The sequence below is a fragment of the Nonomuraea sp. NPDC003560 genome, from assembly GCF_042878785.1.
Classification (GTDB): Bacteria; Actinomycetota; Actinomycetes; order Streptosporangiales; family Streptosporangiaceae; genus Nonomuraea.
Genome location: NZ_JBIAOF010000006.1, coordinates 579496 through 601387, shown reverse-complemented (window position 1 = coordinate 601387; position 21892 = coordinate 579496). Strand labels below are relative to the sequence as shown.

The following is a 21892-nucleotide window of genomic DNA, read 5'->3' as shown; positions in this document are numbered from 1 at the left end:
GGGTATGGCCCGCCGTCTCACCCGCATGGGCCCCGCTCGGCGACAAGCCAGAATCGTCTGCGACTAATGAAGATCGCTGATCTCAAACACTCACTCAGATGAAGGACGCCAGCGACCTCATGGGCGCGGTGCTCTGGGGATGACGACCGAACTGCGACCCACATCCCCGCAGGGATCGAAGGAGGTCCTTCCCCGAAGATCGAGGAAGGACCTTTCGCCTGGCGGAGATCGGGAATTTGAGCCCCGGACGGTTTTGCCACCGGACCGCCTCGGCAGATAGAGGCGAGATCGTGTCGTTCCGTCCCACCTGGACCAACATGGTTGGGCAGTCGTCCTGGGACGAGTTGGAGCACGAATGAACTGCAACCCGAACTGCAACCCGGCATCGGCGTCGATCACGCTGCCGATGATCTACATCCGACCAGTCGGCACCTTGTCGGCCCACCCACCCAGGCCCACTTTCAGCACCTCTTCGAGCTGTGCCTTCGCGACGCTTTCGGCCAGATCCTCAAGGCACTTACACTGATTGAGGATGCCGGCGGCCGTACAGAAGTAGATTCCCATGATCCGTAGCGCCTGAGCTGACATCGCCAGAACTTCTTCGCCTGGGATCGGGATTTTCTTCGCGTAGTTTCGGAGGATTTCCACCAGGCAGGCCCCTGCCCGGTCAGCGGCGGGCTTGCCCACCAGTGCGTCGGCAACCAGTTCGTGAGCCTGCTCCTTCGCTTCCAGGAGCCTCCGCGCAGCCGCCGCAAGGGGATCACAACCTCGGCGCTTCGACGCCTGAACCTCCGCCCAAAGACTCCTGCCGAGAAGATCAGAGCCTTCCTTGGCGAGCGTAGCCTGCCAACCTTCCGTCGTTACGTTCGCGGCAATCCGGCGGACCGCTTCGTCCACAGCATTGGACGGCATGCCTGCTTCTGACCGCTGGGGCGTTCTTCGGACCCGAAGCCCAGTCGCGCGACCTCGGTGATCACTGCAAGGTGCACGCCTTCGACGCCGGCACGGCTCTCCTGTCCGTGTTTCCACCGAACCACACAGACCAGCCATGACTCGACCATGGGCGCCGTCTATCTCTTCACCTAGTGGCCAGGCCGCTACAGTTATTCAACTGACGGTAGTCACATCACGCATCACCAAGGTAGGCACTCTTCTTGTTGGCCCAGCCGTCTTTGGCGCTGGGTCCTAGCCCGAAGTCGCCGAACTCCAGTGACTTTCGGCTGGCGAATCGGTCCGGTCTTCGAGGGCCTCGCCCTGCGCGACAGGCGGCTGTGCAGTGCACTTTCAACCCGCGTGTGGAGTTCAGGCGGGTGTAGGAACCGCACAGGGTGCGGGCACCCCGCTCGGCGCGGCTGATCAGGTTGAGCTCGAACTCCCCCATACGGGGACTGCAGGCGGGATATCTCCGCCCGGACTGCGCCCAAGCAGGCCACGCTCATCACAAGCGGCCCTGCCTCAAGGACTGCGCCAGCCATGCGGACAAGTGCCCCAAGCGAACGGGCGATGGCCCGTCTTCCGTCAGCGCAAGAGCAAGCTCACTCTCCAGCGCCCGCCCGAGCTCCTCGCCCAGCTCAAGGCGCACCGCGAGATCCAAGGTGCCGAGCGGGGACGTAGTGCGCTGAGAGGATCATGCCCTGGGGTGCATATCCACGCACGGCACACCCATCGAGCGCACCGACGACTGGAGGATGTGAGAAGCCTTCCTCAAGCAAGCCGGCGTTCGGGAGGTCCGCGTCCATGCGCCGCCATGAGCAGGGTGTGAACATCCATGTCGTTCAACAGGTCCTGGCCACACCCGCGTGATCACCACTGAGCGGTACACCCACGTATCCACACCGCTGATGCGCGATGCCAGGGAACGACTCGCCTCGGCTCTCTGGGGAGAGCCGTTGCAACTAGCACTGCAACTACGACGCCCGGAAAGATCGAAAGGCCCTCCCCCCGAGTTCGGGGAGAGGGCCTTTCACCTGCGGAGGATCGGGGATTTGAACCCCGGATGGTGTTGCCACCAAACCGCATTAGCAGTGCGGCGCCATAGACCTGACTAGGCGAATCCTCCTGGAAGCCATCGCGGCTCAGCACAGCGTACCGGCCTTCTGCCGAGGCGGCAAAGCGGTTGCGCGTCGTGCCTTCACCAAGAGTTATCAACAGCCTGTGGGTAACCACCTGTGGATGAAGCCCGCCCCATGCCAGGGCGGGCTTCCGGGGTGTGGATAACCCAGCTCAGGCGGGGTTCGCCTCGCCCTCGATCTCGATCTTGACCTTCTTGCCCACGAGCACACCGCCGGCCTCCAGGGTCTGGTTCCAGGTCAGGCCGAACTCCTCGCGGTCGAACTCGGTGTTGATGGAGAAGCCCCAGACCGAGTTGCCCCAGGGGTTGGTGCCGGCGCCGCCGTACTCGACCGTGAGCTCGACCTCCTTGGTGACGTCGCGGATGGTCAGGTCGCCGACGACGGTGAACTCGTCGCCGGAGTGGCCGACCACGCGGGTGCTGCGGAAGGTGATCTCGGGGAACTTGTCCACGGCGAGGAAGTCGTCGCTGCGCAGGTGGCCGTCGCGGTCGCCGACGCCGGTGTCGATGCTGGCGGTCTTGATCGTCAGCTCGGCCGTGGACTCCAGCGGGTTCTCCGCGATCGTCACGGTGCCGCTGAAGTCGCCGAAGCGGCCGCGGACCTTGCTCACCATCATGTGCTTGACCACGAACCCGATGCGGGTGTGGGCCACGTCGAGGTTGTACGTGCCGGCGGCGGGGATGGTCAGGGACTCCCAGGTGCGGGTGCTCATCGGGTTCTCCTTGGGAACGTTGCTGTGCGGATGTCTGCGGCAACAAATGTCTACACGAGGAATATTCCGCGAGTCAACTAACGTCGGTTAAAGTATGGACGTGAAGCACATCGATGACCCCAGGCTGACGGCGATGGGCCTGCTCGCCGAGGTTCACGCAGGTCTGACGGCCCGGATGCAGCCAGTCTTCAGCGCGGCTGGGCTGTCGGGCATCGACTTCGAGACCGTCATCCGCCTGGCCCGATCACCGCGGCAGGCGCTGCGGATGACCGACCTGGCCGCCCAGACGGGCCTGTCCACCAGCGGCGTGACCAGGGTCGTCGACCGGCTCGAACGCGAGGGCCTGGTGACCAGGCAGGCGTGCGCCACCGACCGCAGGGCCTCCTACGCCGCGCTCACGGACGAGGGCCGCGACCGGCTGGCGAGCGTCCTCCCCCAGCACCTTCAGGACATCGAGGACACCTTCACCGGCCTGCTGAGCCAGGACGAGCTCACCGCGTTCCTGCAGACGCTCCGCAAGATCAGAGACGTCGTCCGCCCTTGCGCGACCGCCGGCGCCGAGGAGACCACCCCCTCGCTCAACTGATCCTTGGAGCGCTCCTACGAGGACGTCTCCGGGACCCCCGGCCCTCCCGCGTCCGAGGGGATCCCCAAGGCGCTCCTGAGCTTGCCCATCGCCCGCGACACCGTGCTCTTGACCGTGCCGACGCTGATCCCGAGCGTCCTGGCGATCTCCGGCTCGGTCATGTCCTCGTAGTACCGCAGCACGATCGCGGCCCGCATCCGTTCGGGCAGCCCCTCCAGCGCCTGTTCCAGCAGCTCGTGCACCTCCCCGCAGGCCGGCGGGTCCGCCGTGGCCACCTCGGGCAGATCGTCCGACGGGTACTCCTCCAGCTTGCGCCGCCGCCACTGCGAGATGTTGATGTTGACCATCGCCCGGCGGACGTACCCGTCCAGCGCCCCCCGGTCCTCGATCTTGCCCCACGCCAGGTACGTCTTGGCCAGGGCGCTCTGCAACAGGTCCTCCGCGTCCAGCGGATGCCCGGTGAGCTGACGGGCGGCGCGCAGCAGCGCGGGACCGCGGGCCATGACGTACTCGCGGAACTCCTCTTCCCACCCGGTGGTCTGCATCGTGGCCAGAATCGCAGCCTGATGCCCTTTTGCGACTGAGCCACAATTCAGGTTTCGGCCCGACGAAGACAAAGGTCAGTCAAGGTCGGTGGCAGATTGTTCGAAGGCGGGTGTCAGCTACCTTCCCCGGGGATGCGTATTTTGCTCCCATCTGTTCGCCGCGGCACGAGCCGCTCCGGAGTCATGTGAACCTAGTACCTGACGAGGGAGGGCGGATGGGCTATCCGAACGTCGATCGCCGCAGACTGCTCGCGGCCGCCGCGCTGGGCCGCGCCCCGGGCATCGCCGGCCCCGACCCGGCCGACGGCGCGCCTTTATGCGCCGTCACCGGCGAGATCCTTGACGTGAGCCCGCATCTCATCGCCATCGAGACCCCAGAAGGCACCGAGGAGCGGCTGGTGATCGCCCCTTGGGCCACGGCCTGGCACGGCGCGGAGATCGCGCCCGCGGACCTCCCGGTGGGCTCCATGGTGCTCATGCGCACGTTGCGCGAAGGCCGCGTGGTCGAGCGGATCTGGGCCGACACCACGCGCCTCACCGGCACGATCGTCTCGATCGAGGGGCGCGGGGAGCTGACGGTCGAGCTCGACTGCGGCCCCCACCGCGGCCCCCGCACGATCGTCATCCCCTACCCGGCCACCGGACGGCTGCAGGTGCGGCATCCGAAGTTCGAGCCGGGCTACCTGTTCGACGCGATCGGGATCAGGCGCGACGGCTCCGCCCTGGCGCTGCTGCCGGCGACCTCGCAGCCCGCCCACCGGTCGGGCAGCGTCCCGGCTCCGCCGCCGGCCTACGCCGGGGCGCAGGCGCGCATCTCCGGCACCGCCACCTGGTCCGACACGTTCGACGAGGAGGAGCGCGGCGCGGCGTACCCGATGCTGGAACGCGTGGACACCGGCTGCCCCGACGCCGGGCTCTCCTGCGCCGGCCTGCCCTACCTCGCCATCGGCTCGCTGCTGCAGATCAGGAACACCTGCGCCGGCCGCACGGCCAACCTGCCGGTGGTCGCCTGCGGATGCCTGGCCGGGCGGTTCTGCGATCGCTGCGTCGAGTGCGAGACCTCGCCGCGCGGCCGGGTCGCCGAGCTGTCGCCGGCCTCGTTCGTCGAGCTGGGCGGCGAGTTGATCAAAGGCTGCTTCAACGCTCAGATCGGATTGGGGTGACGGACGTGCTGGAGACGGGCGTGCTGGAATCGCAGCTGCCGATCCTGATCGTGCTGCTGGTCATGGGCACCGGCGCGAAGGTGGTCACGGTCCGCGGGGGCGGGGAGCCGGGCGCCCTGTCCAGGCTGGGCCCGGCCGTGCTCATGCCCGGCCGGATGCGGGCGCCCTCGCTGCTGGTCTGCGCGGCGGGCGAGCTGGTGCTCGCCGTCGGGCTGCTGGCCACCACCGCGCCGATCTTCAGGTGGGGGACGGTCTGCTTCTTCGCTCTGTCCACGTACGTGCTGATCGAGCTGCGCAGGCGACGTCCGGACGCGGGATGCGGCTGCTTCGGCGAGGTCAGCTCGGCGCCGGTCGGCATGCGCTCGATCGGCCGGACGGTCGTGCTGACCGGGATGTCGGCGTTGTCGGTGGCCGCGCCGGCGTCGGGCTGGGCGGCGATGACCCATCCGACCTGGTTCACGGCCGCGGGGGTGGCGGTGATCGCGCTGCTCTCCCCCGAGATCGAGGAGCTGATCGATCGGGTACGGTACCGCGCCCCCTGCGAGCAGCGCCCCGGCCCCGCCGAGCAGGTGATGCTCTCCAGGCTCAGGTCCAGCGGCCCGTGGCGGACGTACCGGGAGGCGCTGACCTCGTCCGAACCGTACGACAGCTGGCGCGAGCTGTGCTGGCGCTTCTTCGTCTTCACCGGCCACGACCACGACGACGTGGTCTTCGCGGTCTACCTGAGCGGACGGCGTCCGGCGGTGCGCGTGGCGGTCGTGAGCAGCGACGACAGCGATTCTCTGCCGGAATATACGTCCGTATCGGCATGACGCTAGAGAGCCCTAGATTTCTCTATCCGGGCATGGCGATACAGCTCTATTGGGCTGTCTAGCTTCCCCACTAGACAGCCCAATAGAGGTCTAGGGGCGGCGCTCAAATGGGTTGAGCCCGCAGGAACCTTCCGAAGTGCGGCACCGTGAACGCGATCAGACCGCGTTCGGCGCTGTAGATGAGCCCTTTCTTGATCAGACTGTCGCGGGCGGGCGAGAGGCTGGACGGCTTCCGCCCGAGGGCGTCGGCCACGTCGGCGGTGGCGACCGGCTCGTCGCCGATCTGGGCCATGGCGTGCATGTAGTCGCGCTCGGCGGGGGTGGCCCGCTCGTAGCGGCTGCCGAAGAAGCCCACGGCGAGCTCCTCCTCGGCCTCGGGCGCGGACACCTTGACGTCGTCGAGGGTGATCGGGCTGCGCAGCGCGAGGTCCCAGGCGACCTTGCCGTACGCCTGGACGAAGTAGGGATAGCCGTCGGCGGCCTCGTAGAGCGCGTCGAGGGCCTCTTGGGTGAACTCGACCTTCTCCTCCCGCGCGGGCAGGATCAGCGCCAGGTCGGCGGCCTCACGGTCGAGCTTGTCGATGCGCGCGTAGCGGAAGAGCCGTTCGGAATAGCTCTTGCTGGCCGACAGCACGCTCGGCAGGTGCGGCAACCCGGCGCCCACCACGATCAGCGGCCCGCCCGACTGGGACAGCTCGTGGCAGGCGGCGCAGAGCGCGGAGACGTCGGCGGACTGCACGTCCTGCATCTCGTCGATGAACAGCGCGATGCCCACGCCGAGGTCGGTCGCCACGCCGGCGGCGTCGACGAACAGCTCGGTGAGGTCGATCTCCAGGTCGCCCGAGTCGGCGCGCCCGCGGCTGGCGGGCACCTCGATGCCGGGCGACCAGTGGGAGGTGCCCTTGGCCGCGGACGGGTCGCGCATCGCGAACGCCTTCAGCACGCCGAGGAACTCCTCGATGCGCTCGGGCGCGCGGTGGCGCGGCGCCAGCTCGCGGATGGCCATGTGCAGGGCGGCCGCCACGGGACGCCGGATCGACTGGTCGGGCCGGGCCTCGATCTTGCCCGTGCCCCACAGCCGCTGCATGGCCATGGACTTGAACGTGTTGAGCAGGACGGTCTTGCCGACGCCGCGCAGGCCGGTGACGACCATGCTGCGCTCGGGGCGGCCTCGGGCGACCCGCTCCAGCACCACTTCGAACTGCTGCAGCTCACGGTCGCGCCCGGCCAGCTCCGGCGGACGCTGCCCGGCGCCGGGGGCGTAGGGATTGCGCACAGGGTCCACGCTCTCGGACTTTATTGCCGGATATAGCGGCCGTCTTAGATTTGGGAAGAAAGTGCTACGGCGTGTCCGAGCGGGAGCTGTGGCGAGCATCGTCATCGGACACACCCCCTCTCACCAGGCCGAACCCTTGTTCGATTTCGATACCCAGAACTGTAGCGCGGACTCGAACATGCATGCGATGGTTTCGAGTAAAAGATCTTTGCAACAGTCCGGGACGCCCGTGCGTCTGGGTGTTGTGGAGTTCGAGGAGTTCGTGCAAGCGCGTGGCGCAGCCCTGCTCCGGTACGGATACGTGCTCACCGGGAATCCGGACGACGCCGCCGACCTCGTCCAGGAGGCGCTGCTCAAGCTCGGGGACACCTGGCGCAAGGTGCGCAACAAGGACAACCCGGAGTCCTACGTCCGCACGATCATGGCGCGGCAGCACGTGAGCTGGTGGCGCCGGCGGCGCAGGGAGCAGCTCACGGGCGAGGTGCCCGAGGGGGCGTACACCGACAGCCACTCCTCCGGCGAGCTGTGGCGGGAGCTGGCGACGCTGCCGCGCAGGCAGCGGGTCGTCCTGGTGCTGCGGTACTACGAGGACCTGTCGGACCAGGAGATCGCCGACATCCTCGGCATCTCCCGCGGAACCGTCCGCAGCCAGGCGTTCCGGGCGCTCCAGACGTTGCGCATCAGGCCAGGGCTGTTCGAGAAGGGACGAACATGAGGAGCGAGGACGACCTGACGGAGGCCCTGCGGGCGGCGGCGGACCGTGCGCCGGAACCGTCCAGGCTGCTCGGCGGGGTGGCGGCGCGCAGACGGCGACGGCGCAGGCGGCGTACACAGGGGCTGGCCGCCGCGACGGCGGTGGCGGCGGTGATCGCGGCCGTCACGCTCACCACCGGGAACGGACGGGAGGAGGCGCCGCGGCCCGTCGCCGCCCCGCAGGTCGTGCCCCTGGAACGGGCGTGGCCGCAGGCGGTCACCACGATGCCCGCGCAAGGGCCGGACGGATGGCGGCGCTTCCCGCTCACCGCGTTCGACGCCACGCGGATCCTGGTCGCCACCGGCCCCAGGGAGGACACGTTCCGCCTGTTCGAGGTGTACGACACGGTCACCCGGACGTTCCGCGAGCTCGCCGGCCTGACGGTCCCTCCCGGCATGAGGACGTACCTGCCCCAGCCGCCGGCGTTCGACGGGACGAACCTCGCCTGGTACGTGAAGGCCCTCCGCGACGACGGCACCCCCGTACGCGAGATCTGGACGGCCCCGCTCGCGGGCGGCGCGCCCCGGCGGGTCGCCGCGATGACGGGCGAGCACCTCCGGATCGAGCGCATCGCCGTCAACGGTGACCGGATCATCTGGTCGGAGGGCGGCGGAGGCGTGTGGTGGATGCCGCTCGCAGGCGGCGAAGCGCCGCGGCTGATCCCCGGCAGCGAGGGCCTGCACCTCATCAGATGGCCGTGGGCCACGGACGCGGACGACTCGCAGAAGGTCCAGACCAAGGTCGTGGACCTGTCCGGCGACCCCCACACCGTGCGCGTCGTCGCCCCCCGGGACGTCGTGACGCTGCGGTGCGGGCCGTTCTGGTGCTGGGGAGCCCAGGGCGGGCGCTCGTACCTGCAGCGGGCCGACGGGACCGGCGCGATCGAGCCCCAGGGGCTCGGCCTCGCGCCCCGGCTCGCCGACTACCCGGCTCTCGACCGCTTCGCGGTGTCCAACGGCGAGGTGTACGACCTCGCGACCGGCGCGCTGGTGACGTTCGAGCGGCCCGGGATCTGGTGGGGCGACGACATGTCCGCCGAGCCCAGCACGATCGTCTTCTGGATGGTCTCGGGGAAGGAGTACCGGTTGCTCAACTTGGCAGCCGTCCCGCCCGCGCAATAGCGTTCGTGGCCATGCGGACCTTCGCGAACGTACAGGAACTCAAGGCGGCCGTGGGCGAGACGTTCAGCCCGACCGAGTGGCGCACCGTCACCCAGGAGCAGGTCGGCCTCTTCGCCGACGCCACCGACGACCACCAGTGGATCCACGTGGACGTGGAGCGCGCCAAGGAGGGGCCCTTCGGCGGCACGATCGCCCACGGCTTCCTGACCCTGTCGCTGCTGCCGACGTTCATGTTCGAGATGGTGCGCGTCGAGGGCATCGCGATGGGCGTCAACTACGGGCTGAACAAGGTCCGTTTCCCCCGGCCGGTGCCCGTGGGCGCACGGGTCAGGGCCGTGGGCGAGCTCACCGACGTCAAGGGCACCCCGGCCGGCTATCTGGCCAACCTGAAGATGACGATCGAGATCGAGGGCGAGCGCCGGCCGGCCTGCATCGCCGAGTCGCTCATCCTGTACGTCCCCGCGAGCTGATCACCGCAGCGACAGGACGATTCCCACCACCGCGGCGAGCCCGATCAGCCCGAGATAGGCCAGCACGAGCCGGGTGTCCCTGAGCAGGCATTTGCTCCGGGTCAGCCCGGCCCGCCGCGCCTTCCAGTACCCGGCGAACCCCAGCGCCGCGAAGCCGAGCACCGCCCACGGCCCGAGCAGCCAGGCCAGCAGCGCCACGGTGGCGTACACGCACAACCGGAGCGGATCGTACGGCTGGCTCTTCAGAGGATCACCAGCCCCGGCTTGGCGGCCACCGCGGACAGCCGCTGCCGCGACAACTGCGGCCAGGCCTGCACGGCGCAGAACGGCGCGCACTGGTCCTGCTCGGCACGCGTGCCGACGTGCACGCAGCACTGCGTGAGCCGCTCCTCGATCATGGTCGAGATGTCCATGAACGGCTTGATCGTGATCCGCACCACCCGCTCGCCCAGCATCCTGCGCAGCTTCTTCCGCCGGCCGGGCAGCGCCGAGGAGGCGAGGGTGAGCAGCGTGGCGACGCCGAGGTCGCAGTTCTCGCAGATGTCCCGCCACAGGTCGCCGATCTGCGGGTGGGACAGCGACGACTGCTCCGACAGCAGCCCCAGCAGCGATTCCTGGACGGCCATCCGCAGCTCGCGCGGCAGCTCGGAGTCGGCGATGCGGTTGGAGACCAGGCCCAGGTTCTCCTTGAGGCGGTCGTGGCCGATCAGGGCGACCAGCGAGCGCCACTGCCGGGCGTCGTCGCGGATCAGGTAGCCGACCGAGCAGCAGTGGGGGTGCGAGCAGGGCAGCGCGGTCAGGTCGCGCCAGGTCACCAGGCCGCCGGTCTGCGGGCCGAGCCGCTTGAGCACGCCGGTGTGGGTGAGCCGGTCGGACGGGTCGATGACGCCCGATCTTCCCGAGCCGAACTGGGGTTGCAGCGACACGCCGCCGACGAACGGCGTGTCGAGCGCGAGGCGCACGACGTCGCCGATCTCGCCGTCGTTGACGCCCAGGGCCGCGGTCATGACCAGGGTCGTGAAGATCTCCCGCTCCGACAGCCGCCGTACGGCCGCCGCCTTGATCCGGCGCAGGTCGCCGCCGCGGTGGTGCTTGGACGCCTCGGCCGACGAGCCGTCGTACTGGAGGTAGACCTCCACCCGGTCGCGGTGCTCGGTGAGCAGGTCGAGCAGCGCGTCGTCCCTGGCGATGAGCACGCCGTTGGTGTTGATCAGGATGCGGGTGACCGGCCGGCTCACCAGCTCGGCGAGGAGGGTCTTCAGCTCGGGGTGGAGCGTGGGCTCGCCGCCGCTCAGCATCAGGACGTCGAGCTTGCCGTTCTCCCTGGCCAGACGCTGGTCCACGTTCGCCAGGACGTCGGCCACCGGGACGACGCCGGTCAGGTCGGGCGAGCTGTCGGCGAAGCAGGTGGGGCAGCGCAGGTTGCACGCCTCGGCGATGTCCTCCAGGAGGATGCAGGTGTGCTGGGTCTGCATCTCGGGCAGGCCGTCGAGGTACGCGCCGGGGATCGGGGCGAAGTTTCCGGACACGTCGGGGATGTGCTGCTTGGTGGGAGCGGTCCACTCCTCCAGGTAGGAGAGGATCTCCGGGTCCTCGTCGTACAGCGTGCGGACCAGGCCGTGTTCGCGGCAGCCGCGTTCCAGCCACACCTTGCCGTCGCGTTCGGCCAGCCAGCCGCTCAGCCGTTCGACCTGGTCGAGGTCCCGGCCGTGGCATTTCGGGCAGAACGCGTTGACGTACCGGAGGATGCGGTCTCCCCGTAGCCCCATCCCTGCGCTCATGTCGTGACCTTCCGTTTGAAAAGGGCATCGTAGTGGCCTCGACGCCAGCCGTACGCGAGCCTGAGCGCGAGCAGCGTCAGGCCGGGGACCAGGAACCATTGCGGCCCGGTCAGGTCGAGCCACAACGTCTCGTTCGCCCTGGTGAACTCGACCAGGAACCGGAAGGCCGCGTATCCGGCGAGATAGAGCGTGAACAGCTCGCCGGGCTCGGTCAGCCGCTTGCGCGCCCACCGCAGCGCGACGAACGCGGCCAGCTGGAAGACGATCTCGTACACGAACGACGGGTGCATGGCCTGGCCCGTCAGACATCCCGGGCATTCCGGGGTGGACGGCGGCGCGTGCACCCCCCAGGGCAGGTCCGTGGGCCTGCCGGGGGCCTCGGTCAGGTGACAGCCGATACGGCCGATCGCCATGCCGAGCGCCACCGCCGGGGCGAACAGGTCACCGGTGCGCTCCTTGTAGCCGATGACCTTCTTGGCGACCAGCACGCCGACGTACGCGCCGGTCAGGCCGCCGAGGATGCTGCGGGAGCCGTACAGCCAGAGGTCGGCGAGGTCGAGCGTCTCCAGCCAGCCCGCCAGACGCATGCCGATCGCGCCCCCGACCAGGGCTCCGGTGACGGCGACCAGTGACTGCTCGTTGAGCGCGCCCCTGGCCCTGGCCTCGCGGACGAAGACCACCGAGGCCACCAGGACGCCCAGGCCGACGAATATCTCGTGGTAAGGCATGGTTCAGCCGTACAGGCTGGGGTTGAGGCCGGTGCAGACTCCGGCCGTCAGCATCGACCACAGTGCCCAGCCGATCGCGAGCCCCAGCCCCAGACCTCGGGACCACGACTTGCGGACCAGGCCGAACCCCAGACCGCCGCCGAGACCGACGAGGGCCAGCAGCACCGCGGCGGCGATCACGACCCCCTTGTTCGTGCCGTTGATGGCGGAGAAGAAGGCGAAGAAGCCCACGATGCCGTTGACGACGGTGTAGGTGAACACGCCGACGACCAGCATCGCGCCGAGAAGCATCGCGGAGTTGCGACTGCTGGGTGGTGGTGACGGTAGAGGCGTCGACTGCCACGGTCGCGGTGGTGACGACGGGGGCGGCGGGGGCGGCGGGGGCGGCGGGAAGTTCCCCGCCCAGGATTGTGACGGTGGCGGTGCCAACGGTGCTGGCCGTGACGACGGCGGGGGCATCGATCCCCCCTGTGACGACGGCGGGGGCATCGGCCCCGCCTCTGACGGTGGCTGTGATGGCGGCGGGGGCGACGATGGTGGTGGCCAGTTCTGGTGCGGCCCCGGCGAGCCCTGTGGCGGTGGTGTCGTCATCCCGCTACCTCTGGCCGGCAGGGGATGCTGCGTGCCGAACGATCAATGCCTTCACCTATGCGTACAGGCCGGGGTTCAGCCCCGTGCAATATCCGGCCGAGACGATCGACGCCAACGACCATCCGATCATCAACCCGAGCCCCAGGCCGAACGACCACGGCTTGCGCAGGACGACCAGCACGATGCCCAAGCCGAGCCCCAGAAGCAAGAGGAACCCCGCCGCGACGCCGATCCCCGCCGAGGACTGCGTGCTCAACGCAAGCAGCCCGACCACCAGGTTGATCACCAGGTAGGCGAAACTCCCGGCCAGCGCCAACGCAACGGTCAGCCCAGGCTGCCGCCGCGGCTCCGACGGCCCGCCCGGCGGTCCGGTTGGCGGCCCGAACGGCGGCTGCCCGGGAGGAGGAGGCCCAGGTGGACGCTGCCCGGACGATGGCTGCCCAGAAGCCCCGAACGGCGACTGCCCGAACGGCGGCTGTCCGGACGGCGGCTGTCCCAACGGCGGCTGCCCAGACGGCCCGGACGGATGCTGCCCGGAGGGCGGCTGCCCAGCTGGAGGCTGGCCACCCGGCGGCCCGGGCGGACGCTGCCCGAGTGGAGGCCCCTCGGGGGATGGTTCCCCAGGTGGAGGCTGGCTGCCGGGCGGCCCGGGCGGACGCTGCCCGAACGAAGGCCCCTCGGGGGGCGGCTCCCCGGCTGGAGGGGGCGGCGGCGTGGTCACGGCGTTCACCCTACGGGGCTAAAGCGACTCTGAGTAGTAAATCGCCGCCTGCACGCGGCTCTTCAGGCCCAGTTTGTTCAGCAGCCGGCTGACGTGCGTCTTCGTGGTGGCCTCGGCCATGTCGAGCTCCTTGGCGATCTCGGCGTTGGACAGGCCACGACCGATGCAGGCCAGCACCTCACGTTCGCGCGGGGTCAGGGCCTCCGGGTCGGGCGGCTCACGGCGGGGCGGCTGGTCCGCGAAGGCGGCGATCAACCGTCTGGTGACGCCCGGCGCGATCATCCCCTCGCCGCCCGCCACCAGCCTCACCGCTTCCACCAGGGCATCGGCCTCGGTGTTCTTGAGCAGGAAACCGGCCGCACCCGCCCGGAGAGCCCCGAAGACGTACTCGTCGACGTCGAACGTCGTGAGGATCAGGACGTCACTCACCCCCGCCAGCTCCCTGGTGGCGGAGATGCCGTCGAGACGAGGCATGCGGATGTCCATGAGGACGACGTCAGGGCGCAGATCATGAGCCAACCGAACCGCCTGCTCACCATCGGCGGCCTCACCCACGACCTCGACGTCGTCCGCGCCGTCCAAAATCATCACAATTCCGGCCCGTACGGCCGCGTGATCGTCAGCCACCAACACCCTGATGCTCATGCCACGTCCGTTCCGCCATCACCATTCCTGGGTCACTCGCCGCTCCTGGGACGGGCGTCGAGCGACTGTGTGTCCGGGGTGAGCGACGTCGGAAAGGCCGCCGCGATACGCCACCCACCCCCCGACCGCCCCGCCTCGAAGAACCCTCCGACCAGCGAAGCCCGTTCGCGCATGCCGATCAGCCCCGCCCCCGAACCCGGCAGCCGAGCCCCCCGCCGCCCGACCCGGTTCTCGACCATCAGGAGAACCTCCCGAGGTTCGTACGCCAGCGAGACGACGACCGGTGCCTCACCATGCTTGAGCGCGTTCGTCAGCCCTTCCTGAAGGATGCGATAACCGGCCAGATCCACCGAAGCCGGCACCTCACGCACCTCCCCGTCGACCCGCAGCTCGACCTCCATCCCAGCCCGCCGCGTACGCTCGACCAGGCTCTCCGCGTCGGCCAGCCGCGGCCTGGTGGCCTCAAGCTCCGGCCCGTCCCCCTCACGCCCGCCGTTGGCCTCCCGCAGCAGCCCGATCATGTCCCGCATCTCGGCCATGCCCTTGACGCTGTTCTCCCGTACGGACTCCATGACCTTCCGGACCGTCTCCCGATCCAGGTCCTTGCGGGACAGAGCAGCCGTCGACTGGATGGCGATGGCACTGAAATGGTTCGCGATCATGTCATGCAGCTCACGAGCCATCCGCGTACGCTCGGCCGCGATCGCGGCCTGCCGGTCGAGCTCGGCGAGATGCGCGACCTGCTCGGCCCGCGCGCGTTCCGCGGCCGCCCGGTCGCGCTGCTCCCGCAGCACCCACGCCGTGGTGACCGGCGTGACCAGCACCAGCCCCGCCTGGATCCCCATGACGGCCAGCAACCGCCAGTCCGCCGCGACGAACGCCGCCACGGCGCCGGCCACCACGGCCAGCACCGTCGTGATCCCGAGCAACCACCGAGCGAGCCGCGCCGGCCCATAGAGCGCCGCGGCGTAGAGATTGTCGGTGAACACCAGCACGGTCGCCAGCGACGGCCCCACCAGCCCGTCGATCGTGACGGCCACCACCCCCAGCGCCAGCGACCACAACGGCGCCCGCTGCCGCAGCAACACGGCCGAACAGGTGATCGCCAACGGCACCAGCAACACCCACACCGGCACGCCGCGGCGCAGGTATCCACCAGCCAGAATCAGCAGCGCCCCCAGAACGAAGGCCACCCCGGCCGCCACCCCAGGCGGCACCCTGCCCTTCTCCTGACCGCCGCCCCCGGAGGCCCCTCGCGCCTCGAACCGCCTCAACCACCGTGAACCCGGCCGCACCCCGGCACCCCACGGCAGCGGCACCGACCGCCACCACTGTGAAACCGACCGCGTCGAGGCCGGCGGCCGGTCAGCGACCCTACGCACCCGGACCACCCGGCCTACTCCGGCCCCGCCCACACCCTGAACAACCGAAGGCGGCCCCCAGCGACGCCCCGGACAGTGTCGCCCGACCCGCCCCCGCCCGCGCCCCGGCGCCACAGCCCCTCACCGCCGCTCGTGTCATGTCCTCATCTCACCACTCCCGAACGCCGCCGCCGTCCTCCGAGGGTCAGCCTGTGGATACACCTTTCGATGTATCCACAGGCTCGTTTTCGCCGACGATGTGCCGGGCCGCGAATCACAACAAGCTGGTACATGTGATTGTCGCCATCCTCATCGGCTGCGAAATCGGCTTCTGGCTCCTCCTGGGCCTCGGCCTGGCCTGCCGCTACCTCTGGAAGCGCCGACGGCTGAGCACGGCCCTCCTGCTCTGCGTCCCGCTCCTCGACGTGGTCCTCCTGGCCGCGGCGGTCATCGACATGCGCGGCGGCGCCACGGCGGACCTGCGCCACGGCCTTGCCGCGGCCTACCTGGCGTACTCGATCGTCTTCGGCCACCGGACGATGCGCTGGGCCGACGCCCGCTTCCACCACCGCTTCGCCGGCGGCCCCCCGCCCTGGAAGCCTCCAGCAGGCGGACCCGCCCGGACACGCTACGAGTGGGCGTTCTGGCTGAAACTGCTCCTGGCGTACGGAATCTCGTGCCTCATCCTCTTCGGCCTCATCTGGCTCGTGAACGACCCCTCCCGCACAAAAGCCCTGGTGGACTTCATGCTCAACCTCCTCAAGGTCCCCCTGATCGCCCTGATCTGGCCGGTGAGCCACACCCTCTGGCCCAAGAAGGAGGAGCCGGCTCGCCAGTGATCGCGGTATTCGGTTCGATGCACTGCACAGAACCCGCTATGCTTGCTTACGCAGCGAGCGGCCGTAGCTCAATGGATAGAGCATCTGACTACGGATCAGAAGGTTGGGGTTTCGAGTACCTCCGGCCGCACAGCAGGTCAAAGGCCCTCTGGGATTATCCCGGAGGGCCTTTTTCGTGGGCGTACGGCAGCGGTGTACGGCAACGCAGCCGCGTGCATGCGCATCCTGCAACAGCAGGCCGCACTTCCAGCCGCCAGCCGCTCCGCTCAGCCGCCGCCAAAGCCCTCCTGCAGGCGGCGAACCCAGTCCGCAGGGAAGACCTGCTCAAGCCGCTCTCTGCTGATCGCCAGCGAGCCCTCCTTTGCCGAGGGGAGCAGAGCGTCCTCCTGGACGGCATGCGCTTCTGGGGTGCCGGGCAGATCAGTACGGGGCGCGTGGTGACCATCGAGTTCAATGCCTCCAACGCCTGCATGCGGCGAGCCCAATGCCGTTCGGCCATCGTCGGCTTCGGCCGGCGCGCCTACCACTGCGTCCCTGGCGAACCCGTGCCCAAGCCTCGCCCAACCCCACGGAGGTCCCCGCGAAGCAGCTGCCCGCTCTTCGGAGGGCGCGAAGAAATGGGACGTGAAACCGTCTACGGCGCGTTCTACGCTCGGCGACTACCCGGTCACAGTAGGCACCGGACGGCATCGTGTTCGGCGACACTCTGGAGAATGCTCTGAAGGCGGACGGCCGCAGGATGAGCGGAACGGTCACCCTCGACGACTAGGCCGTCCTGCTGACGGTGTCATGGGTTCCGGGGGTGGCAGTACATCAACGAGGCCGACTAGCCAGTGACGTTCTGCCGTCGTCTGCGGGTGAGCCATCGCAGCGTCGAGTAGCAGCCCCATACTGTTGCGGAGAACGCCAGAGCGGCGATACCGAGCTTCAACCATGGCTGCGTCGATTCAGACACCTTTATCAAGATCATCGCAGCCATGAAACCGACCAAACCGGCTGCCGAAATCGCGGCCGGAATCGTCCACGCAGGCAGTTGCCGGCCGGTTCGGGTGGCAGCAGTTCCTGGTCCGGATGCTGCGCCAGAAGTCCTCGTCACCACGCCATTCTCCAGCCCTTCAAGGGCATGTGTGAAGGCTGCGCCGAACGTCTCCGGAACGCGATTCGATGCCGCTTCCGAGTGTGCCGTCCGATGCGGGGAACTCTTCGTTTGCCCCCATTCCTCATTGAGGAGAACCCTCAATGAGGATCTTTAGAGCGCTGTAGTCGTGTCCGCTCTCGTCGTCGGCCTCGGTGTGCCTGGTGCCGCGTCCGTGAGCGCCGCGCCGGGCAAGCCGGAGAGCTATGGCGTGTGCATCAATGCCAAAGGCCGGGGCCGTGCGACCGCTGCCCCTGCGCCGCAGCCAGTACGGCAAGTGCAAGGCTGGCGAGCAGAAGGTGAAGCTGCCAACGCTTAACGCCATCCCGGCCGTCCCGCCGCCGCGTGCGGTTGGGTGCCGCCGAAGGTGCCTGGCGTCCTGATTGTGGCCGTACGCTCCATCGGCGCGTAGTACATGGATTGGCGCCGCTCATTGAAGACAAGATCCAAGCGCCGCCAGCGCGCCAACATTGACGCCTACGAGAAGACCGTCCTCAATCGGGCCTGGAGGCCTACGGTGGTGCCCGGCCTGCTTCAGGCCACCGCCCGCCTTTCGCTGACTTGGGCGTCGCAGCGGAGGATCAGGTCTTCCGAAAGCGGTTTCGCTTTCCGAACGTCTATGTACGAAACCGGCCCCGAATCTCGCCTGACCGTCGGAAGCGCGTGCACGCCGGTACCGCCACGGCGGCACCCGCGACCGAACGCAAGCCGCTGCCCGCGCACTGCGAGCACTTGGTCAGCGGGGGTTGCGGCTGACGGCGACGTGGAGCACGGCCACAAGCGCCGCGGCGATCAGCAGAGCCGTGAACGGGCCCATGGCGGCACTCCCTCCAGTAGCGGTGCCCCTACAAGTGACACGGAAAGACGCATCCTTGTAGCGGGTAGCGTCCGCCCTGAGCGGTCTGGTTGTCGTTCTCATTACCTGGCGCGTAATCGCGGTCCTTACGTCTCGCTGCCATTGTTCAGGTGTCGAAACGAGCACTTGAAGGAGCAGAGATGACCGCCCTCACCATCACCGCCGACCGGACCAAGTTCCTGCGCCTCGCTCTTGTTGCGGACGCCGTCGTCACCGGCGTGAACGGGCTGGTGTACCTGGCCCTGGCCGGGCCCGTGAGCGGCCTGCTCGGGCCGGGCGCGGGGCTGCTGCGCGAGATCGGGGTCTTCCTGCTCGTGTACGGCGCCGCCGTCGGCCTGGTGGCCGCGCGTCCAACGATCAGCCAGAACGCCGTCAGGGCCGTCATCGCGTTGAACATCGCCTGGACCCTCGGCAGCGTGGCCGCCGTCGTGACGGGTGCGCTGGAGTTCAGTACGCTCGGGGCCGTCTGGGCCATCGCGCAGGCCCTGGTCGTGGGGCTGTTCGCCGAGCTGCAGATCACCGGACTGCGCAAAGCCCGTCGCTGAACCCCTGGACAACCTGTTCGAAGGCATCGCCGACCGTGCCGCCGCGCCTTCGGGGGGCGGCGTGCGGCCGGGCCGGCTCCCTGGTGATGTGCTCGTCCGCGGGAGGAGCGGGGGCAGCTGTTGTTCCCAGCGGCGTTCCATGTCACATGGTCGGGGTCGATTGCTTGCGATATGGAGATCGGCCCCGAAATGGGGCTTCAGGAGCGTCGGTGCGGGCACTGGCTGGGATTTATTTCAGGCGCGATTAAGCCACGCGATCAATAAGGTGTCTCCCATGCGAGGCCGAGCCGGAAGAAATCGAAAGACAGACGTTGTGCGGCTGCGCCATCACGCGGACTTGGTTCCGCCGTCCCGGGGCGCGGAGATGGTGAGTACGGCGGCGGGCCCAAAGGGGGAACTCGTCGTTGTGTGGGCCTCGCAGGAGAACGCTGATTCGCTGACTGCACGGACTGTCGCCTCTGATGGGGCGTCCTTTCCCCATTCGCGTACGGCCGAGCCAGTCTCGTTACATGTCGCCACGTACCGTCCCCAACTGACGAGGTCGGTTTCCATCGCCCGGCACTCACCGGCGCACAACCACGTCCAGCCGATGCCGGACGGGGCCGTGCTCTTGGTGGGGGCGCGGTGCCGTTGGCGGGACGGAGCGGCCGAGTCCAACGCCGCCGTCTACGATGCCGACGGAAAGCTCCTGCGAAAGGGAGTGTTGGGAGACGGAATCGCCGACGTGCAGACGACGCTTTCCGGCGACATATGGGTGAGCTATTTCGACGAAGGCGTGTTCGGCAACTTCGGCTGGGGAGAGAAAGGCAGTCCTGCCCCCATCGGCTCCCCCGGACTGATCCGCTTCGGGGCTGATCTGGCTGCCGCGTGGCGATATCCGTACGACGGCGAGTTCGGCGCGATCTCCGACTGCTACGCGCTGAACGTGTCGGGGAGTGAAGCCTGGGCCTACTACTACACCGACTTTCCGATTGTGCGGGTTCGAGCCGGCGCGGTTGCCGGCTGGTCCACGCAGGTGAGGGGCGCTCATGCGCTGGTTGTCGCCGGCGACCGGGTGGCGCTTGTCGGCGGATATGAAGGACAGCGGCACCGGGTGGTCACCGGGAGCATCAAGGGAGAAGGCTTGTCGGTGGATCGTCCCACCCGGCTGGTGATGCCCGACGGCCGGCCGGTTCCCAGGACGGCGGTTGTGCTGGGGCGCGGCAGTGAGCTGCACGTCGTCGTGGGGCCTACGTGGTTGAAGGCAGGGTTCGAGGACCTGGCGTCGGCGTGAGTGATCGAACGGCACGTGCGGAGTCTGTGCCAGTCGAGTGACCATGGTTTGCGGCCTTTGGCGAGAACGCGGCCGAGGACCGATCGGGCCTGGACGACATTGCCGTCGACGTCGCCGCCCACATCGCCGACCTTGAGCTCGCCGAGACCTGACGCTGTTCGTACGTGATGGCGCCGCGGGAGGCGCTGGACCAGGCGTAGGAACGCACGCCTGATAATTCATGCACGCCTGCCGACGGGAACATCCGGGGGCTGGCTGCTGCGGCGTTCCTACTGCTGGACGTATGCCTCGATGCCGTCGAGGATTCTGGCGAGGCCGAATTCGAAGCCGTCGAGCGGAGGTTCGTCGGCGAGGAACATCGGGTCCTGGATCGCGTCCGCGACGGCGTTCAGGTTGCGGGAGCGGAGCTGGCCGTCGAGGAACACGCGGACCGCGCGTACCGCCCGCTGCTGGTCGGGGTTCGCGCGGCGCAACGCGGCCGGTGTCGGAGTGTTGCGGCGCAGGTTGGCGCCGTACCGGGCGTGGCTGTCGAGGAGGTACGCGCAGTTCAGCATCAGCTGCGCCTCCATGCCGGTCGATCCGAGCGCGGTGATCAGGGCGTCCAGCCAGGCCGCGTTGTGCGGGGTCAGGGAGACGGTGGTCGGCACGTCCAGCAGCCACGGACGGGAGAGGAAACGCTCGAACAGCCGGCGTGACCACAGCGCGGCCGCCTCTCGCCAGTCGCCGTCGGGCAACTCGGGCGGGTCGCCCCAGGCGCGATCGGCCAGGAGCACGATGAGCTCTTCCTTGGAGCTGACGTAGCGATACAGCGCGTTGGCGGTCACGCCGATCCGGGCGGCCACCTTGGGCAGGGAGGCGGCGGCGATGCCCTCCTCGTCGGCCAGTTCGGTCGCGACCGCGATGATCTTCTCGACGCTGTGCGCCGGCTTGGGGCCGCGCCGCCCACCGGTGTCGACGACGCCCCAGGCCGCGGCCAAGCCAGGCGGCAGCGCATCGAGGTCTGCGTCGTCGGCGGGCCCGGGATCCGGCGCGGGCTCGCGGTCTCGCGTGAGGTCGCGTCCGGAGCTCTTGCGTGGGGTCATGGCCGGCATCCTCTCGAAGATCTGAAGGAAATAGTAGACGGCTTACACAGTTGTTGCTACTGTGCATGCCATGAACACTTCATTACTTACACAGATTCAGCTCCCGCCCACGGCGCGCCGCTGGATCGGCGTGGCCGCGATCCTCGGCGCCGTCTTCGCGATGGCCGAGCTCCCCCTCTACTTCGTCGTGCCCGCGTGTGACCCTCCGGCCTGCGGTGTCGAGACCGGCGCCCTCATGCCGGACTGGCTGATCCTCACCCGTACGCTCTTCAACTTCTGCGCGCTGACGCTGTTCCTGGTGTTCATGAGCGGCGTCCGGTCCCTCATCACGCGGGCCGACGCCCGCTACGAATGGTTCGGGGCGGTCGCCGGCACCGCCGGCGTGGCGTGGACGATCATCGACATGGTCGCCAAGGGGATCGAGGGCAGCAACGCCATCAAGGCCGTCGAGGAGATCGACCCGACCCGCACCGTGCCCACCTACCTGCTCTACGGCTCGATGAGCCATCTGATGCTGGTCGTCTTCGGTGTCGCCTTCGGGTACGCGGTGCTGCGCACCGGCGCCCTTTCCCGGTGGGTCGGCTGGTCGGCGTTCGGCATCGCCGCACTGCATCTGGCCGGGGTGCCGTCGATGTTCTTCGGCTTCAACTCGTCGGAGTTCTACGCCTCGAACGGCTGGGGCGCGGTCGCGATGTTCAACGGCATCGCCGCCATCTGGGTGGCGGCCGTCGGCGTCGCGGCGCTGAGGAAGAGGGTCATCCCGGCGCCACGGTTCGCCTGACGGCGGCGACGCACAGGCACGTACGCGTGGCGAGTTCGGCGGG

22 protein-coding genes and 2 tRNA genes are annotated in these 21892 nt (G+C 68.7%); 11 read left to right on the top strand and 13 right to left on the bottom strand.

From position 1 onward, the window contains the following. Positions 1–411: 411 nt before the first annotated feature. The 3 genes from ACFYUV_RS26605 to ACFYUV_RS26595 all read right to left on the bottom strand — a co-directional run bounded on the left by ACFYUV_RS26605 (position 412) and on the right by ACFYUV_RS26595 (position 2784). Positions 412–912, bottom strand: coding sequence for a hypothetical protein (locus ACFYUV_RS26605; protein WP_387672184.1), 501 nt, complete (start codon positions 910–912; stop codon positions 412–414). Positions 913–1970: 1058 nt separating this feature from the next. Then, positions 1971–2059, bottom strand: a tRNA-Ser gene (locus tag ACFYUV_RS26600). A gap of 164 nt (positions 2060–2223) precedes the next feature. Next, entirely contained in the window at positions 2224–2784 is a 561-nt protein-coding gene (locus ACFYUV_RS26595) for a YceI family protein (RefSeq protein WP_352318104.1), read from the bottom strand. Positions 2785–2878: 94 nt separating this feature from the next. Here ACFYUV_RS26595 and ACFYUV_RS26590 point away from each other — a divergent pair, with 94 nt between their 5' ends. Further along, entirely contained in the window at positions 2879–3370 is a 492-nt protein-coding gene (locus tag ACFYUV_RS26590; RefSeq protein WP_387672181.1) for a MarR family winged helix-turn-helix transcriptional regulator, read from the top strand. A 14-nt stretch (positions 3371–3384) separates the two neighbouring features. Here the strand turns inward: ACFYUV_RS26590 and ACFYUV_RS26585 are convergent, their stop codons facing one another. Next, complete coding sequence (locus ACFYUV_RS26585; RefSeq protein WP_358290809.1) at positions 3385–3915, bottom strand: SigE family RNA polymerase sigma factor; 531 nt, start codon at positions 3913–3915, stop codon at positions 3385–3387. Between the two features lie 215 nt (positions 3916–4130). Between ACFYUV_RS26585 and ACFYUV_RS26580 the strand changes: the two genes are divergently transcribed. Further along, on the top strand, positions 4131–5078 hold the full coding sequence (locus ACFYUV_RS26580; protein WP_387672177.1) for a hypothetical protein: 948 nt from the start codon (positions 4131–4133) through the stop codon (positions 5076–5078). Further along, complete coding sequence (locus tag ACFYUV_RS26575) at positions 5075–5890, top strand: MauE/DoxX family redox-associated membrane protein (RefSeq protein WP_387672174.1); 816 nt, start codon at positions 5075–5077, stop codon at positions 5888–5890. Before ACFYUV_RS26580 ends, ACFYUV_RS26575 begins: the two co-directional genes overlap by 4 nt. A 103-nt stretch (positions 5891–5993) precedes the next feature. Here the strand turns inward: ACFYUV_RS26575 and ACFYUV_RS26570 are convergent, their stop codons facing one another. Continuing rightward, positions 5994–7175, bottom strand: a complete 1182-nt coding sequence (locus ACFYUV_RS26570; protein WP_352318114.1) for an ATP-binding protein — start codon at positions 7173–7175, stop codon at positions 5994–5996. 220 nt (positions 7176–7395) lie between these two features. Between ACFYUV_RS26570 and ACFYUV_RS26565 the strand changes: the two genes are divergently transcribed. The 3 genes from ACFYUV_RS26565 to ACFYUV_RS26555 are packed head-to-tail and all read left to right on the top strand — an operon-like array spanning position 7396 to position 9511. Beyond that, positions 7396–7881, top strand: a complete 486-nt coding sequence (locus tag ACFYUV_RS26565) for a SigE family RNA polymerase sigma factor (protein WP_387672171.1) — start codon at positions 7396–7398, stop codon at positions 7879–7881. After that, entirely contained in the window at positions 7878–9041 is a 1164-nt protein-coding gene (locus tag ACFYUV_RS26560; protein ID WP_387672168.1) for a TolB family protein, read from the top strand. Before ACFYUV_RS26565 ends, ACFYUV_RS26560 begins: the two co-directional genes overlap by 4 nt. 11 nt (positions 9042–9052) lie before the next feature. Beyond that, entirely contained in the window at positions 9053–9511 is a 459-nt protein-coding gene (locus ACFYUV_RS26555; RefSeq protein WP_352365766.1) for a MaoC family dehydratase, read from the top strand. Here the strand turns inward: ACFYUV_RS26555 and ACFYUV_RS26550 are convergent, their stop codons facing one another. From ACFYUV_RS26550 to ACFYUV_RS26520, 7 genes are all read right to left on the bottom strand, one after another. Then, complete coding sequence (locus ACFYUV_RS26550) at positions 9512–9721, bottom strand: hypothetical protein (protein WP_352365768.1); 210 nt, start codon at positions 9719–9721, stop codon at positions 9512–9514. Positions 9722–9753: 32 nt separating this feature from the next. Next, a complete protein-coding gene (locus ACFYUV_RS26545) occupies positions 9754–11292 on the bottom strand; it encodes a radical SAM protein (protein ID WP_387672165.1) in 1539 nt (512 codons plus the stop codon). Further along, entirely contained in the window at positions 11289–12020 is a 732-nt protein-coding gene (locus tag ACFYUV_RS26540; RefSeq protein ID WP_358290828.1) for a prolipoprotein diacylglyceryl transferase family protein, read from the bottom strand. The genes ACFYUV_RS26545 and ACFYUV_RS26540 overlap by 4 nt, the downstream gene beginning before the upstream one ends. A 3-nt stretch (positions 12021–12023) precedes the next feature. Further along, positions 12024–12311, bottom strand: coding sequence for a hypothetical protein (locus tag ACFYUV_RS26535; protein ID WP_358290831.1), 288 nt, complete (start codon positions 12309–12311; stop codon positions 12024–12026). A 355-nt stretch (positions 12312–12666) separates the two neighbouring features. After that, positions 12667–12897, bottom strand: coding sequence for a hypothetical protein (locus ACFYUV_RS26530; RefSeq protein ID WP_358290834.1), 231 nt, complete (start codon positions 12895–12897; stop codon positions 12667–12669). 453 nt (positions 12898–13350) lie between these two features. Continuing rightward, positions 13351–13977 (bottom strand): response regulator, encoded by a 627-nt coding sequence (locus tag ACFYUV_RS26525; RefSeq protein WP_387672160.1) that lies wholly within the window; start codon positions 13975–13977, stop codon positions 13351–13353. A 32-nt stretch (positions 13978–14009) separates the two neighbouring features. Further along, positions 14010–15194, bottom strand: a complete 1185-nt coding sequence (locus ACFYUV_RS26520) for a sensor histidine kinase (RefSeq protein ID WP_387672157.1) — start codon at positions 15192–15194, stop codon at positions 14010–14012. Positions 15195–15631: 437 nt separating this feature from the next. Between ACFYUV_RS26520 and ACFYUV_RS26515 the strand changes: the two genes are divergently transcribed. The 4 genes from ACFYUV_RS26515 to ACFYUV_RS26500 all read left to right on the top strand — a co-directional run bounded on the left by ACFYUV_RS26515 (position 15632) and on the right by ACFYUV_RS26500 (position 19986). Continuing rightward, entirely contained in the window at positions 15632–16177 is a 546-nt protein-coding gene (locus tag ACFYUV_RS26515) for a hypothetical protein (RefSeq protein ID WP_358290847.1), read from the top strand. Between the two features lie 57 nt (positions 16178–16234). Next, positions 16235–16307 (top strand) — tRNA-Arg (locus ACFYUV_RS26510). Between the two features lie 2001 nt (positions 16308–18308). Then, complete coding sequence (locus ACFYUV_RS26505; RefSeq protein WP_387672154.1) at positions 18309–18713, top strand: hypothetical protein; 405 nt, start codon at positions 18309–18311, stop codon at positions 18711–18713. 724 nt (positions 18714–19437) lie between these two features. After that, on the top strand, positions 19438–19986 hold the full coding sequence (locus ACFYUV_RS26500; protein ID WP_387672151.1) for a hypothetical protein: 549 nt from the start codon (positions 19438–19440) through the stop codon (positions 19984–19986). Between the two features lie 269 nt (positions 19987–20255). On the opposite strand, the gene ACFYUV_RS26495 is transcribed toward ACFYUV_RS26500, so the two are convergent. Then, positions 20256–21068, bottom strand: coding sequence for a TetR/AcrR family transcriptional regulator (locus ACFYUV_RS26495; RefSeq protein WP_387672148.1), 813 nt, complete (start codon positions 21066–21068; stop codon positions 20256–20258). A gap of 70 nt (positions 21069–21138) precedes the next feature. On the opposite strand from ACFYUV_RS26495, the gene ACFYUV_RS26490 reads away from it, so the two are divergent. Continuing rightward, positions 21139–21849: a hypothetical protein gene (locus tag ACFYUV_RS26490; RefSeq protein WP_387672145.1), complete on the top strand. Its 711-nt coding sequence runs from the start codon at positions 21139–21141 to the stop codon at positions 21847–21849. The last annotated feature ends 43 nt before the right edge of the window (positions 21850–21892 follow it).

Coding starts and splice junctions, on each gene's coding strand:
- ACFYUV_RS26580 (WP_387672177.1), top strand. CDS start 4,131: ATGGGCTATCCGAACGTCGATCGCCGCAGACTGCTCGCGGCCGCCGCG.
- ACFYUV_RS26525 (WP_387672160.1), bottom strand. CDS start 13,977: ATGAGCATCAGGGTGTTGGTGGCTGACGATCACGCGGCCGTACGGGCC.
- ACFYUV_RS26545 (WP_387672165.1), bottom strand. CDS start 11,292: ATGAGCGCAGGGATGGGGCTACGGGGAGACCGCATCCTCCGGTACGTC.
- ACFYUV_RS26505 (WP_387672154.1), top strand. CDS start 18,309: ATGACCGCCCTCACCATCACCGCCGACCGGACCAAGTTCCTGCGCCTC.
- ACFYUV_RS26585 (WP_358290809.1), bottom strand. CDS start 3,915: ATGCAGACCACCGGGTGGGAAGAGGAGTTCCGCGAGTACGTCATGGCC.
- ACFYUV_RS26490 (WP_387672145.1), top strand. CDS start 21,139: ATGAACACTTCATTACTTACACAGATTCAGCTCCCGCCCACGGCGCGC.
- ACFYUV_RS26495 (WP_387672148.1), bottom strand. CDS start 21,068: ATGACCCCACGCAAGAGCTCCGGACGCGACCTCACGCGAGACCGCGAG.
- ACFYUV_RS26590 (WP_387672181.1), top strand. CDS start 2,879: ATGGACGTGAAGCACATCGATGACCCCAGGCTGACGGCGATGGGCCTG.
- ACFYUV_RS26535 (WP_358290831.1), bottom strand. CDS start 12,311: ATGCTTCTCGGCGCGATGCTGGTCGTCGGCGTGTTCACCTACACCGTC.
- ACFYUV_RS26560 (WP_387672168.1), top strand. CDS start 7,878: ATGAGGAGCGAGGACGACCTGACGGAGGCCCTGCGGGCGGCGGCGGAC.
- ACFYUV_RS26605 (WP_387672184.1), bottom strand. CDS start 912: ATGCCGTCCAATGCTGTGGACGAAGCGGTCCGCCGGATTGCCGCGAAC.
- ACFYUV_RS26555 (WP_352365766.1), top strand. CDS start 9,053: ATGCGGACCTTCGCGAACGTACAGGAACTCAAGGCGGCCGTGGGCGAG.
- ACFYUV_RS26540 (WP_358290828.1), bottom strand. CDS start 12,020: ATGCCTTACCACGAGATATTCGTCGGCCTGGGCGTCCTGGTGGCCTCG.
- ACFYUV_RS26595 (WP_352318104.1), bottom strand. CDS start 2,784: ATGAGCACCCGCACCTGGGAGTCCCTGACCATCCCCGCCGCCGGCACG.